11 protein-coding genes and 1 rRNA gene are annotated in these 14554 nt (G+C 70.8%); 5 read left to right on the top strand and 7 right to left on the bottom strand.

What is annotated here, in order from left to right; genetic code table 11:
• Positions 1-1030 (top strand): acetyl-CoA acetyltransferase (locus tag ACWCPW_RS50520; protein WP_449768423.1); only part of this gene is annotated, 1030 nt, incomplete at its 5' end.
• A gap of 235 nt (positions 1031-1265) precedes the next feature.
• A complete protein-coding gene (locus ACWCPW_RS50515) occupies positions 1266-2861 on the top strand; it encodes a PP2C family protein-serine/threonine phosphatase (RefSeq protein ID WP_449768422.1) in 1596 nt (531 codons plus the stop codon).
• A gap of 77 nt (positions 2862-2938) precedes the next feature.
• Here the strand turns inward: ACWCPW_RS50515 and ACWCPW_RS50510 are convergent, their stop codons facing one another.
• Together ACWCPW_RS50510 and ACWCPW_RS50505 are read right to left on the bottom strand one after the other, a co-directional pair.
• Entirely contained in the window at positions 2939-4357 is a 1419-nt protein-coding gene (locus tag ACWCPW_RS50510) for a DNA-binding protein NsdB (protein ID WP_449768421.1), read from the bottom strand.
• A gap of 231 nt (positions 4358-4588) precedes the next feature.
• A complete protein-coding gene (locus ACWCPW_RS50505) occupies positions 4589-4807 on the bottom strand; it encodes a hypothetical protein (RefSeq protein ID WP_449768420.1) in 219 nt (72 codons plus the stop codon).
• On the opposite strand from ACWCPW_RS50505, the gene ACWCPW_RS50500 reads away from it, so the two are divergent.
• A complete protein-coding gene (locus tag ACWCPW_RS50500; protein ID WP_449768419.1) occupies positions 4806-5687 on the top strand; it encodes a phosphotransferase in 882 nt (293 codons plus the stop codon). The two genes, ACWCPW_RS50505 and ACWCPW_RS50500, sit on opposite strands and share 2 nt — an antisense overlap.
• Before the next feature lie 1049 nt (positions 5688-6736).
• Here the strand turns inward: ACWCPW_RS50500 and ACWCPW_RS50495 are convergent.
• Together ACWCPW_RS50495 and cspE are read right to left on the bottom strand one after the other, a co-directional pair.
• On the bottom strand, positions 6737-7219 hold the full coding sequence (locus ACWCPW_RS50495) for a hypothetical protein (protein WP_449768418.1): 483 nt from the start codon (positions 7217-7219) through the stop codon (positions 6737-6739).
• A gap of 302 nt (positions 7220-7521) precedes the next feature.
• A complete protein-coding gene (gene cspE / locus ACWCPW_RS50490; protein ID WP_020557813.1) occupies positions 7522-7725 on the bottom strand; it encodes a transcription antiterminator/RNA stability regulator CspE in 204 nt (67 codons plus the stop codon).
• A 604-nt stretch (positions 7726-8329) separates the two neighbouring features.
• Between cspE and ACWCPW_RS50485 the strand changes: the two genes are divergently transcribed.
• Complete coding sequence (locus tag ACWCPW_RS50485; protein WP_449768417.1) at positions 8330-9709, top strand: hypothetical protein; 1380 nt, start codon at positions 8330-8332, stop codon at positions 9707-9709.
• A 176-nt stretch (positions 9710-9885) separates the two neighbouring features.
• The gene (locus tag ACWCPW_RS50480; RefSeq protein WP_449768416.1) at positions 9886-11553 is read left to right on the top strand and encodes an acyl-CoA synthetase; all 1668 of its coding nucleotides are present in this window, start codon (positions 9886-9888) and stop codon (positions 11551-11553) included.
• A 90-nt stretch (positions 11554-11643) separates the two neighbouring features.
• On the opposite strand, the gene ACWCPW_RS50475 is transcribed toward ACWCPW_RS50480, so the two are convergent.
• The 3 genes from ACWCPW_RS50475 to rrf form a co-directional block, all read right to left on the bottom strand.
• Entirely contained in the window at positions 11644-13185 is a 1542-nt protein-coding gene (locus ACWCPW_RS50475) for an acyl-CoA synthetase (protein WP_449768415.1), read from the bottom strand.
• Positions 13186-13272: 87 nt separating this feature from the next.
• Positions 13273-14136: an oxygenase MpaB family protein gene (locus ACWCPW_RS50470; RefSeq protein WP_449768424.1), complete on the bottom strand. Its 864-nt coding sequence runs from the start codon at positions 14134-14136 to the stop codon at positions 13273-13275.
• 325 nt (positions 14137-14461) lie between these two features.
• Positions 14462-14554: ribosomal RNA gene (gene rrf / locus ACWCPW_RS50465) — 5S ribosomal RNA — on the bottom strand; the annotation flags it as partial.

Raw genomic sequence — 14554 nt, 5'->3', positions numbered from 1 at the left:
GGGCACCGCGCAGTCGGGCATGTCCGGACTGACCCTGGCCAAGCCGCTGCAACTGCAGGGCAAGCCGGTCACCCGCGTGGAGAACATGTGCGCGACCGGGTCCGACGCGCTGCGCCAGGCGGCCTACGCGGTCGCGTCCGGCGCGTACGACATGGCCATGGCGGTCGGCGTGGAGAAGGTCAAGGACGGCGGCTTCCAGGGGCTGAACGCCTTCCCGATCCCCGGCGACGGCACCGCCCGCACGCTCACCGCGGCGGCGATGTTCTCCATGGTGGTGCCCGCGTACGGCGACAAGTACGGCGTGTCCGAGGCGGAGATGCGCGAGGTGTTGTCGCACATCGCGTCGAAGAACCACTACAACGGCGCGCGCAACCCGCGCGCGCAGTTCCGCAAGGAGATCGCGCCGGAGAAGATCTCCGCGATGCCCAAACTCGCGGGCCAACTGGGCGTGTTCGACTGCGCGGGCGTCGCCGACGGCGCGGCGGCGGCGATCGTGGTCCGGGCCGAGGACGCGCACCTGTACACGGACAAGCCGCTGTACATCAAGGCGCTGTCGCTGGTGGCGGGCAACGGCTCTGGGGTGATCGACCCGGAGTACGACTACACCACGTTCCGGGAGATCGCCGCGTGCGCGCGGGACGCGTACCGTCAGGCCGGCGTGGGCAACCCGCGCGAGGAACTCGCGATGGCCGAGGTGCACGACTGTTTCACGCCGACCGAACTGGTGCTGATGGAGGACCTGCAGTTCGCCGATCGCGGAACCGCGTGGAAGGACGTCCTGGCCGGCGCCTTCGATCTGGGCGGCCGGCTGCCGGTCAACCCGGACGGCGGGCTGAAGAGCTTCGGTCACCCGGTCGGCGCATCCGGACTGCGGATGATGTTCGAGGCCTGGCTGCAACTGCGCGGCGAGGCGCCGGCGGATCGACGGATCCCGGCGGACGGTCGCAAGCTCGCGCTGACCCACAACCTCGGCGGCTATCCGGGCGAGATGGTCTCCTTCATCTCCATCCTGGGCAACGAACTCGGCTGACCGCCCTTCCCCGCGCGTTGTTCGAAGGCCGTCGAGCCCGCGTCGGGTTTTGCTCGTCAAGGCTGGTGAGGGGCTCGATCGCGGTCGCGATCGAGCCTCTTTCGCCATCTCCGGACACCGGAAATGGGCAATCTGCCACAAGCATCATGGTTACCGTGGTTTCATCCGCGTCCGGGCCCTTGATGTGCGACAGTCATTGCACCCTGCCTCGTCATGTCCGGAGGAGCGCGAGCGGATGCGCGAACGGCCCGAACACCCCGTGGACGAACCCCTCGTGGTGGACCCGGCGCAATGGCTCGCGCACATCGACCGGATGCGGGCCGAACTCGAGGCCCTGCGCGGTGGTTTCGGCCCGCGCCCGGGGGCGGCCGGCGGCGGTTCGGGCGAGGACGCGGCGGCCGTCGAGGACGCGCACCGCCGGGGCCTGGTGTGCGATCTGCTCGCCGGCAGCCTCGGCCGGACGGCGGAGTATCTGGCTCGATTGAGCCTGGACACCGACGATCCCGAGCACCGCCAGGCCGATGATCCGGGCCTGGCGGCCAGCATCCCGGCACGCAGCGCGGTCCGGCCGCCGGACATCGGGCCGACCGCGCCGTTCGCGCTCGGTGACGTCGAGGACGTGGTGCTGCCGTGGCGGCACCTGCGCCGGTTGTTCGTCGAGCCGGACCCGCACGGGCTGTTGCCCGAGCAGCGCCGCACGGCCGCACCACCGGCGCCGGGTTCGGGACCGGTGGCCAGCGCCGAGTGGCATCTCGATCGCGACGACGTGCGCTGGTCCGACGAGATGTACACGCTCTTCGGCCGAGACCGCGCGCTCGGCCCGCTGCCGCTGGCCGAGTTGCCCGACCACGCGGCGACCGAGGACCGGGCGTTGGTCGCGGACCTGGTGCGCGAGCTGCTCGAACAGGCGAACGGCACCGAGGGCGAGTTCCGGATCGTGCGCGGTGACGGCAGCCGGGTGTCGGTCCAGTTCGTCGGCGAACCGGTGCTCGGCCCGGACGGAACCCCATACGCGGTCTGGGCGTTGCTCCGCGACATCACCGAACTGCGGCGCACCCAGGAGGCGTTGACAGAGACCCGGGCGCAGTTGCTGGCCCAGCGCCGACTGGTGCGCTCCGAGCACCGGATCGCCGCCGAGTTGCAGCGCGTGGTGATGCCGTGGTGGACCCGGCCGATCAGCCTGCCCGGCATCGAGGTGGCCACCCGGTACTTCCCGGCCGAGCAGGACTCGAAGGTCGGCGGCGACTGGTACGACGCACTCGCGCTGCCGGGCGGCGACGTGCTGCTCGCGGTCGGCGACATGTCCGGGCACGGGGTCGCCGCGGCGTCCGGGATGACCACGCTGCGCGGGGCGTTGCAGGGCGTGGCGATGACCGGGGCGGGGCCCGCCGCGATGCTGACCGCGCTGAACCGGATCGTGGTGCACACGCTGCCGGCGGACAAGGTGGCGACCGCGGTGTGCGCGCGATTCGACCCGGTGCGGCGGGTGTTGACCTGGGCCCAGGGCGGCCACCCGCCGCCGCTGCTGTACCGCGACGGTGTGGGACGGGCACTGTCCGCACCCTTCGGCGTGCTGCTGGGTGCGCTCGACGAACCGGAGTTCGTCGAGGACCGGGTCGAACTACGCCCCGGTGACGTGCTGTTGATCTTCACCGACGGCCTGGTCGAGCGCCGCGGGCGCGGCACCGAGGAGGCGGTCCGCGCCCTCCTCGGCCTGGGCCCGCGAGTACTCGGCGCGGACGCCAGGACGTGCGTGGACGTGGTGCTGAGCCGCCTGGGCCACACCCGCTACGAGGACGACGCGTGCGTGATGGCGGTGTGCGTGCGGTAGCGCCGCGCTCGGCTCGGGGATTTCGTTCCCACCCGCCCACCCGTCGCGTCGAGTGGGCGGGTCGCGGGCTTCGGGCGTCATGAGCCTTCGGCGAGTTCCTCGCGGAAGACACGCACCTCCGGCACGTCCCGATACCGGTCCGTGAGTCTGCGCAGTACCTCCAGGCGGTCCCACGTGCGTTTGGAGCTGACCTCGCCGGCGGCGCGGACCGCGAGGCGGGCGTGGTGGGCGCCCCGGTCGGGTTGGCCGTCCAACAAACAGGCGGAGGCCAGCGAGATCACGTCGAAGGTCTTGGACCGTTCGTGCCCGCGAGCACGCAACTCCAGGGCCCGCTGCGCGTGTTCCTGGGCCCGACCGGCCGCGGTGGGATCCACCTCGGCGAGCGTGCGGTACACCAGCGCCTGCATGCCGTGCAGATCGGCCGAGTCGAAGAAGGCCACCCAGTCCGGATCCTCGTCCGGGCGCGACCGGCCGAACTCGGCCTCGGCCCGGCCCAGGGTGCGCCGGCAGTCCGCGGCCCGCCCGAGCGCCGCCTGCGCCCACGCCTCGACGGTGTGGAACATCGCGCGCGTGGTCGCTCCCGCCCGATCGCCCGCCGTACGCTGCGCCAACTCGATCAACGCGAGCGCGTCCGCCGGGCGCTCCAGGTGCACCATCTGCCGGGCCGCGCGGGAGAGTGCCTCGGCCGCCCGCGGCAGGTCGCCCGCCTCCCGGGCCGCGTGCGCCGCGATCACGAAGTAGTTCTGCGCGGTCGGATCCAGCCCGACGTCGTGCGACATCCACCCGGCCAGCGCGGCCAGGTCGGCCGCCACGTTCCACAGCCGACGGGTGACCGGCAGCGGATTGGGATAGGTCAGCAGATTGCCGACCTCGTTCAACTGTCCGATCACCGCCTTGCGTTGCAGACCGCCGCCGCGATCCGCGTCCCAGGTCCGGAACACCGTGACCGCGCTCTCCAGCGCGGTCACCTCCTCGGCCCCGATCGGACCGGCGTCGGCGAGCCCGTACGAGACCGGGTCGGCCGGCGCGCCGCGCGCGTGGGGCAGGCCCGGTCCGGGGGTGAGCCAGCGATCGAAATTGGCCACCAGGGCAGGCCCCGCGACGAGCGCGAAGCCGCTGCCGGCGAAGCCGTGCCGGTTGAGCATCAGGTCCATGCCGGTGAACTCGGTCAGCGCGGTCACCGTGCGCTCGGTGCTCCACGGCAGGTCCTCCTGGACGACCTGCGCGTTGTGCCGGGGGCGACCGGTCAGGCCGAGGTCCTCGGAGGTGACGACACGCCCGAGCCGCTCGGTGAACAGGGCCGCCAGAACCCGGGGCACCGGGTCCCTCGGGCGCTCGCCGTCCTCCAGCCAGCGCCGGACCCTGGAGGTGTCCGTGGCAAGCTGGGGATGGCCCATCGCGGCTGCCCGGCGGTTGACCAGTCGGGCGAGTTCGCCCTTGGACCACCCGGTCAGGGCGAAGAGGTCGACCAGTTTGGTGTTGGGTTCCCGGCGCATTGCAAACCGCCCGTTGATGTGGGGACCGTGGCTCGAAAGCGTCCTGTACGAGGTCGCCTGCCGGACCGAGGCTAGCCCGGTCCGGAGCAGCCGGCTCCGATTCGCCATGGTTCGCCAGGGTCCGCCACGTGGATCACCACCCGGTTCTCGGAGTGTTGTGGATGGTGGATCCGGCACGTGGGCCCCCACCCGTCGCGCGGCCGGATCCGCCCCTCGGCAGCGCAGGAAGGTTTACATGTCATCCACGACGTCCACCACCCCCGGCCGCCCGCCCACGCCCGGTTCCGCGACCTCCCGGCCGGTCACCCCCGGTCCGAACAGGCGTTCCCCGTCCGGTGGTTCGGCGCCCGGCACGGTGGCGTCGACGAACACCGTGGTCGCGGCCAACGCCGCGGTCGCGACCGGTACGGCCGCGGCCGCCGGTGGAGCGGGCCCGGGAGCATCTCGCATGGCGCAGCAGGGTCCGGAGGCGGTGGCCGCGATCGCGGCCCGAGTCTGTCCCGGCTTCACCGCGGGGGCGGTGTTGCGGAGAACGCCGCGCTCCCTGCTCCTGTCCGGCTCGGTCGGTCGCGGCCCGGTGGTGGTGAAGTACCTGACCGACCCTTCACCGCACTGGCTCCAGCGATTCCGGCACGAGGTCAACGCGTACCGCACCTTCACCCGCCAACGACCGCCCGTGCGGGTCCCGCGCCTGATCGCCGCCGACCCCGAGCGCCGCATCCTGGTGATGGAACACGTGGCCGGCCGACCGGCCGCCAACGAACGCCACCCGGGCACCGCGATGGCCCGCGCCGACGTCCGCGCCGTCCTCAACGCGTTCACCACGCTCAACCGATGGAAGCCCCCGCCCGGGTCCTTCCCACTCGCGTTCGACTACCCGGCCCGCGTCGACCGGTACCACAAGCTCGGCCTGCTCACCGACCGCGACGCCGGCGACCTGGCCCAACTCCTGCGCGGCCTCAGCCGAGTGCCCGCGCAGTTCTGCCACGGCGACGCCGTCCTGTCCAACATCCTGCTCACCGCCCAGGGCGCGGCACTGGTCGACTGGGAGTCCTCCGGCTACCACCTGCCCGGCTACGACCTGGCCGTCCTGTGGACCCTCCTGGCCCGCGACCCGATGACCCGCCGCCAGATCATCCAGACCGCCCAACAATCCGGCTCCCTCTCCCGCGACGCGTTCCTGGTCAACCTCATGCTGGTCCTCGTCCGCGAAATCCGCCTCAACGACGTGGGCCCCGTCGCCGAAGACCAACGCCGCCTCCTCCGCCGCCTCCACGACGATTGCGGCATGGTCCGACGCGCGGTCCGAGCCGCGATCGGCACCCGCTGACCATCGCTCGGGCCACATGGCCCTGATGGGCCCACCCGACCCGGGCACACTCGGCTGCACCCGCGATGCACTTGGCTTTGCAGTTGCGCCCACCCGCCCACCCGTTGCGTGTGCGATTTAGGGCGGCGGGTTTTGGGTGGCCAGTGGGGCTGTGGGACTGGTCTGGCCCGGTGAGCGTGTTCTGTGGTTGCCGGGGGGTTGGGCGTGGTGGGTGGCGTCGAGTTGTGTACCCACCCGCTCCACCCGTTGCCTCTGGGGCGGCGGTGTGGGGTGGTCTGGCCCCGTGGCCCTGGGGGTGGTGGGCGAGGGTTGGTCTTTCCCTGCCGGCACCGGTGTTTCCGGCCCTCGGCCTGGCGTGGACGCTTGAGGTCGCGCGGGCGCGGGGTGGGGTTCAGGGGCGACGCGAGGGGTTTGGGACGCGAGCGGGCTTGGATTGAATGCTGCGGCCCCCGGTGTGGCTGCCCGCCGGTGGTGGGTTGGCTGCGGAAAGGGGTGGGCTTTCCCTCGGTCGCCGAGCTTGGCTGCGGTTTGGCGCGTCAGCGCCCCGACACCGGCGAGACCTCGTGATCGACGCGCGAAGCGCGGAGAGCGGCGGAGCCGCAGACTTTGACTTCGTGGCCCGGAGCGAAGCGGAGGGACACGAAGTCACGAGCGAGGGGCCGCCTTTTTTCTCGGAGGAGCTTGCGGGGGAGAGAAAAAAGGTGGTCCCTCGCGAGCCGGCGACGAAGTCGCCCAACAAGCAGCAACGCTGCGGGACACGACTCTGGCCACCCGACTCGCTCCACCCGCGACCCCGGCCCTTCAGCCGGCTCGACTCGCGACCCAGGCCACCCGGCCCGCTCCACCCGCGACCCCGGCCCTCCAGCCGGCTCGACTCGCGACCCAGGCCACCCGACCCGCTCCACTCCCGACTCGGGCCACCCGACCCGCTCAACCCGCGACTCGCGCACCTCAGTCGGCTCTACCCGCGACCCAGGCCCTCAGCCCGCGCCACTCCCGACCCCGGCCACCCCGACCGGCCCCACCCGCGACTCAGCCCACCCCGGCCCTCATGCCCCGAACGAGTCCGAGGGGATCGGCTTCAGCAACTGAAAAACGTCGTCGGTGATCGGCCGGTCCCACGTCACGATTCGTACCAGGACGTTGTCGCTCCGGTCGAACTCCACACACGCGAGGCGGCCCTCGGCGTACTTGACCTTGCGGATGATCAGCAGGTCGTCGCCGAGCATGACCGGGGTGTCCTCGGTGGACAACTCCTCGGGCATCTCTTCGTGGCCCAGGGCCGCGACCAACTGCTGGGCCTCGATCCGGCCGACACCTTCCTCACGCGCGGGCGAACCCGGGGGCAGGTTGCCGATCAGCATCGCGGGGCCGCGGTTGGCCAGCAGGTCGTACCGGACGAAGATCCCCTGGCAACTGCCGTCCTCCCCCGGCAACATGGCCACGATCACGGAGCCGGGCCAGTCGGTGAACGGGATGGCGAGAACGTCGAAATCCGGCCCGGACGGGGGGCGGCGGCGCAGGAAACCCATACAGACATGCTAGTGGCCCCTCGCCATGCGGCCGGCCACCCACCGGCGACACCAAGCCCAAGACCCAAAACCAAAGCCCAAGACCCAAAAACCGAGACCCGGAAGCCCAAAGGCCGGGTCACCCCAGCCCTGGACACCCAAGGCCGGGTCACCCAAGGCCAGGAAGCCGACCCCGAGCCCCCTCAAGCCCCAGCCCACCCAAACTCAACCCAAACCGACCCAAAAACGCCCCAAGGCCCGCACCCTGCACGGGCGCGGGCCTTGCTAGGTCTGCGGTCCGTTGCCGGAGCCGCGGGACCGATTCAGAGCGGGCGAACCATCTCGGCCTGCGGGCCCTTCTGACCCTGCGTGACCTCGAACTCCACGCGCTGGTTCTCCTCCAACGAACGGTAGCCGTTCGTCTGAATGGCGGAGAAGTGGACGAAGACGTCAGCGCCGCCGTCGTCCTGCGAGATGAAGCCGTAGCCCTTGTCGGCGTTGAACCACTTGACCGTACCGGTGGCCATGTCTTGATTCCTTCACGTAACCCACAGACACCACACCTCGTGATGCCCGGGTCGCGAACCGTCGAGTGGTCCCACTCCCCGCGTTACCCCGGGATGCCCTCGCTGTGAGGAGCGAAAAACGCCCACGGCTGTTGATGTCCGCAGGCGTTGGACGTGCGAGGGAACTACATCTACTGCTGCAACCGCGGACAACGCTACATGCCAACGACTGCTCCGCAACAGCCCTTCGCAGCGCGAATCCGACCGTCACCAAAGCGGTTAACGGGGGGCATAGCCGGCACACGCCGCACGGTTCATCCGCGTGGGTGACACAACTGGGCGCAACCAAGGGCTGACCAAGCGTCAGTCGAGACCACCACTCGAACACCCCCGAACACATCCCGAACCCACCCGCTCGCCCCTCGAACCCCCTCCGAACCACCCCCCCCGAGCCCCCGAACACCCCCCAACCCTCTCCCCCGGACCACCCTCTCCCTCTCCGCCCCTCCCCACCCCCTCCGCACCACCCCCAACCCCCGTCGACCGCACGGATGTTCACTCGACCTTCGCGCCAACGCCACCGATTCATAGCCGGCCCTTCGCGCCGCTTGCCTACCGTTTCGGTATGGCCGCCCCGACCGCCCTACCCGCGCCCCCGAAGCCCGCGCACGTGCCGTCACCGTCGCGGGTCGCGCCCGGCCCGCCGGTCGTGCCGGCTCCGGACCGGATGCCCCGAGTACGGCTGCGGCGCCTGCGCCAGGTCGGCGCGGTCTCGGCCCGGGTGTACGGGTTCGTCGCGCTGGTCCTGGTCGGCATCGTCGCCCTGGCCGCGGTGATCGCGGTCGGCGCCGGCAACGCCCGGTCCGGGCTCGGCGAGGTCGCGGACACCTCGGCTCCGCGCGCCGCGGCCGCCGCGGACCTGTACTTCGCACTCGCCGACCTCGACGCCCAGGTCGCCAACGTCCTCCTGGTCGGCTCGGACGAGACGATCGGCAATCGACAGTTGGCGCTGCGCCAGATGCGTGAACGGCGCGCCCGGATCACCGTCGACATCCAGGCGCTCTCCTCCGGCGGCGCACCCACCGCGACCGTCGGCGCGCTGATCGACGGACTCGGCCGCTACGACGCGTACGTCGCGCAGGCACGGCTGGCCGACGAACAGGTCCAGGACCGTCCGGCCGGGCGCCCGCCGATACTCGCGCTCAACTACTTCGCGAGCGCGACCACAATCCTGCACGACGACCTGTTGCCGGCCGCCGACGCGCTCGGTCGCGGTGCGGAGGAGAAGCTCGCCTCCGACGCGGACTCCGACGGCACGCACGCGCGTTGGGCCGCGCTGGCGGTCGGGCTGGTCGGCCTCGTCCTGGTGGCCTGCCTGATCATCGGCCAGGTCTGGTGGGCCCGCCGGTTCCACCGCGTCCTCGTGCCGGGGCTGGCCGCGGTGACCATCGCGGTGGCCGCGCTCACCGGCACCGCCGCCGCACTGTTCACCGACCACGCGTCCCGCCTGCGCGACGCGCAGACGCAGGCGTTCGATCCGTTCCTGGCGCTGGCCCGGGCCCGGGCCACCGCCTCGGACGCGAACGCGGACGAGAGCCGGTTCGTGATCCTGCCCGACCGCGCCCGGGCGTACGCCGAGAGCTTCGCCGCCAAGTCCGCTCAGCTCGAGCGCGTCGTGCCCAACGAGCGCGTCGCCACCCGCCTGGAGGCCTTCCGGCGCGACGACCGCACGCTGCGCGCGGCGGTGGCCGAGGGCCGGCTGGATGTCGCCGTCGGCCTGGCCACCAAGGTGGGTCGAGGCAACCTGGCCTTCGACTTCTACGACTACCAGACCTCACTCGCCCAGGTCGCGAACGCGAACCTGGCCGATTTCGAGCGCCGTACCGACGGTGCCGACGACGCGCTCGGCGGCTGGCCGTGGGTCCCGATCGCGGTCCTCGGGGTGTGCGTGGTCCTCGTCCTGGCGAGCGCCCGCCCGCGCCTGCGGGAGTACGCGCCGCGCTGACCGCGCCCGTGTCGAGGCCGGAGCCCGAGCCTCGCGCCGGCCCATCGGTCCGGCCCCACCGCACATCTTTGCCCCAGTCAAGTGTTCCTGGCGGTCGACAGCGTCACAGTTTCCGAAGGGCCTCCAAACGATATTGCCTCTGGAATATCGCCGGGCCCACGCCTTACGCTCCGCCCATGGAATTCAACCTTGCCGACCTCTTCGAGCGCGCGGCCGGGGAATACCCCGAACGCGAGGCGATCGTCGCGAACGGTGAACGCCGCACATATGCCCTTCTGGAGGAGCGGGCGAATCGCCTCGCCCATCACCTTCGGGACTCCGGTGTGCAGCCGGGTGATCATGTCGCGGTCTACGCCTTCAACATCATCGAATGGGCGGAGGCGATGCTCGCGATCTACAAGATCCGAGCCGTCTGCATCAATGTGAATTTCCGCTATGTCGCGGATGAGCTGGCCTATCTGCTGGACCAGGCCAAGCCCGTCGCGCTGGTCTTCCAGCGGCAGTTCACCGACCGGGTCGCCGAGGTCGCGCCCAAGGTCGCCTCGCTGCGCCACCTGCTGGTGGTCGAGGACGGCACCGAACCGGCGGGCGAGGGCATGGTCACCGCCGAGTCGCTGGGTGCGGTGCGGTACGAGGACGCGATGGCGGCGGGCTCGCCGGAGCGCGACTTCCAGCCGCGGTCGGCCGACGACCTGTACCTGCTGTTCACCGGCGGGACCACCGGTCTGCCCAAGGGTGTCGTGTGGCGCCAGGAGGACGTGATCTTCGCCCTCGGCGGCGGCATCGACCCCACCAACGGCGAGCGCATATCCCGGCCCGAGGAGATGGTCGAGAAGGGCCGCAACGGCCAGATGACCACCTTCCCGATCGCGCCGCTGATGCACGGCGCGACCCAGTGGGGAGTGCTCCAGAACCTGGCCAAGGGCCACCGCGTGGTGCTGATCGACAAGTTCGACGCGCACAGCGTGTGGGAGACGGTGGTGGCCGAGCGGATCAACGTCGTCCTGATCACCGGTGACGCGATGGCCCGCCCGCTGCTGGAGTCCCTCGACGAACCGCGCGACGGTCGCGAGTCCTACGACCTGTCCTCCCTGTTCGCCCTCTCCTCCAGCGCGGCGCTGTTCTCGCCGTCGCTGAAGGAGGAGTTCATGGAGCGCCTGGGGATCGTGGTCAGCGACGCCATCGGGGCCTCCGAATCGGGCGCCAACGGCGTGGGCGTCGCGGTGAAGGGCCAGACCGAGCAGCAGAGCGGGATCACCGTGAAGGCGGTGCCCGACTCGGTCGTGCTGGACGAGGACCTCAACCCGCTGCCCGCCGGGGTGGTGGGCCGCCTCGGCCGCAAGGGCAACATCCCGCTGGGCTACCTGGGCGACCCGGTCAAGACCGCCGAGGTCTTCCGGACCGGCCCGGACGGCACCCGTTACGTGGTGCCCGGCGACTACGCCCGCCTGGAGGGCGACGGCCGGATCACCCTGCTGGGCCGGGGATCGGCGACGATCAACTCCGGTGGCGAGAAGATCTTCACCGAGGAGGTCGAGGGCGCGGTCAAGGCCCACCCCGAGGTCTACGACGCGATCGTGGTCGGCGTCCCGCACCCGCGCTGGGGCCAGACCGTCGCGGTGGTCGTGCAGCCGCGCGAGGGCCGCTCGCCGAACCTCGCGGACATCCAGGAGCACTGCCGCACCAAGATCGCCGGATACAAGGTGCCCCGGGTCCTGCGCATCGTCGAGCGGACGCAGCGCACGCCCACCGGAAAGCCCGACCTGCCCTGGGCGCTCGCGGTGGCCTCGGCCCCGGAAAGCGCATCCGACGCCACGGCGGAAGCCGCGCCGGAATCCGCCTGACGGAACGCGGTTCGAAAAGATTCGTCACCCGCGAGAAAGACGCCGAATACACCGCCCGGGATATCCCGGACGGTGTATTCGTATATCGCCTCAGACCGCTCGCTCGCGCCCCTCCCAATAGGGATCGCGCAACCGCCTCTTCTGCAACTTCCCATTCGGGTCGCGCGGCATCGCGTCCACGAAATCGACGGTGCGCGGGCGCTTGTACGTGGCGAGCTGCTCCCCGCAGAACGCGAGCAATTCCGCGGCCAGATCCGGCCCTGCCGCGAAGCCCTCGTTCGCCTCGACGACCGCCTTGACCTCCTCGCCCCAGTCCTCGTGCGGGATGCCGAACACCGCCACGTCGCCGACCGCGGCATGCCGCAGCAGCGCGCTCTCGATCTCGGCGGGGTAGATGTTCTGGCCACCGGAGATGATCATGTCGATCTTGCGGTCGCGCAGGTACAGGTAGCCGTCCTCGTCGAGCAGGCCCACGTCGCCGACGGTGAACCAGTCACCGATCCGGCCCTTGCGGGTCTTCTCCTCGTCCTTGTGGTACTTGAACTTCCCGGCCCGCATCAGCATGTACACGGTGCCGATCTCGCCCGCCGGCAGCCGATTGTCGTCGTCGTCGAAGATGCCGATCTCGCTGATCGGCCAGGCCTTGCCCACCGTGCCGGGCCGATCCAGCCACTCCTGCGCGGAGCAGAACGTGCCGCCGCCCTCGCTGGCGGCGTAGTACTCCTCGACACACAGCCCCCACCACTCGATCATCCGCCGCTTGACGTGATCGGGGCAGGGCGCGGCGCCGTGCACGGCGTGCCGCATCGACGACACGTCGTAGTTGGCCTTGATCTCCTCGGGCAGTTGCAGGAGTCGGTGGAACTGGGTCGGCACCATGTGCGTGTGGGTGACCTTGTAGCGGTCGATCACCCGCAACATCTCCTCGGGCCGCCACTTGTCCATCAGCACCACGGCGTGCCCGATGTGCAGCGACTGCTGGGCGTGCTGGAGCACGGCCGTGTGGTAGAGCGGCGAGCCGACCAGGTGCACGTTGTCGTCGTGCGGCTTGACACCGTAGATCAGCAACGTGCCGCCGTACCGGGCGTCTTCGGGCAGGCCCGCGGACAACGGCCGGCGCACGCCGCGCGGGCGACCGGTGGTGCCCGAGGTGTAGTTCATCGTCATGCCGACGCCGCGATCCGCGGGCAGGTCCGCCGACTGCCCGTCCGTCAACTCTACGAACGGCCGGAAGCCGGGCACCGCGCCGACCGCGAACCGCGCGGTCGCGGGCAACTTCGCCTCGTCCGCGGCGGCCACGATCGTGTCCGCGAACCGCTCGTGGCCGATCACCACCTTCGACTCGCTGTCCGCGAGGATCCAGGCGATCTCGGGGCCGACCAGGTGGTGGTTGACCGGGACCATGTACATCCCGGCCTGCGCCGCGGCCATGTACGCCACGATGTACTCGGCGCAGTTCGGCAGGATCACGCTGAAGACGTCGCCCGCACCGAGCCCCGCCGCCCGCAGACCGTGCACGAGCCGGTTCGACGCGGCGAACAACTCGCCCGCGGTCCACTCGGCGCCATCGGGGTCGACCAGCGCGAGCCGGTCCGGATTGGCCTGCGCATGGGCCCAGAAGCCGTTCGCCACGTGCGGTTCCCTTCGAGCTGACCAGTTACTTGACAATGTCGTACATTGTGGCGGCAGCACGCCCAGAAAGAAAGGGGACCTTACTTATTACCGACGGCTCTCCACTGTGGCCTCCACGACAACGCCGGCAACGTCGGCAGAACCGGCGGTGCCGGCGGTACCGGCGGCCTCGGGGCAAGGCAGCCGGGAGACCGACGGTTCGACCTCCGGGCCCAGCCGCTCCATCGCGCCGCGGATGTGCACCGACGGGTACACCGCGCGAATCACCGGCGTGGCCGCGCCCACGACCCGACGCAACACCTTGAGTCCGGGGCGGGCCACCGTCGACGGCAGCCCGCGATACCCGTACAGATCCTTGGCCCACCGCGGCAGCGCGGCATACGCCGACTCGGCGACCTGGCGCCACAACACCTCACGCCCGAGCACGAGCACGAACGGCACCGGTGGTCGACGCAGGAAATCGAAGACGCCGCGCGCCTCGTCCGACATGGCAAGCGTCGGTCGGATCTCCTCGAAGTAGCGCTCCAACTCGGCCACGGAGCCCGGGACTTCCTCGGGCCCGAGCCCGACCAGCTCGGCCGAGCGGCGCTGTTCGGCCAGATACAGATCGGCGCGTTCGTCCGTCATCGGGAACCCGGCCCGCCTGGCGACCGACAGATACGACCCGACCTCCGCGCAGTGGATCCAGCGCAGCAGTTCCGGCTCGTCTATGCGATACGCCTGTCCCGTGTCGGGGTCGACCGCCTTGAGCATGGTGTGGATCCGCCGCACCCGCGCCCCGGCGCGCTCGGCCGCGGTCCGTGTCCCGTAGGTCGTCACCCCGACGAAGTCCGCAGTACGGATCAGCCGCCCCCACGGGTCCTTGCGAAAGTCGGAGTTCTGCACGACCCCGCGCACCGCCCGAGGATGCAACGCCTGAAGATAGAGCGCCCGCACGCCGGCCACCCACATCACCGGATCCGCGTGCAACTGCCACGTCACCGAATCGGGACCGAACAGCCCGACCTCGTCGTCCTGCTGCGACACACCCACCGGTACACCTTCCCGACCCGAACCCCGTCTCGGACTACGAGAGTACGTCCCTGGCCGCGTCGCCGAGGAAGCCTGCCTGCGGCCCGGCCCGGTCCGGCCTTCCCGGCCCGGTCCGGCCCGGGAAGCCTCTCGCCGGTCCCGGTGTCTTCGGGCGTGCGCGATCGCAACCCTGAATTCCGAAGGCCCGGATCCGGGAAACGCAAAAGGCCCGCCCCCGAAAAGGGGCGGGCCTTTCACACGTTGATTCCGGCGGCGTCCTACTCTCCCACACCCCTTCGAGTGCAGTACCATCGGCGCTGGAGAGCTTAGCTTCCGGGTTCGGAATGAGACCGGGCGT

The organism is Embleya sp. NPDC001921 (assembly GCF_053594475.1).
This window is presented reverse-complemented; position numbering and strand designations above follow the sequence as displayed.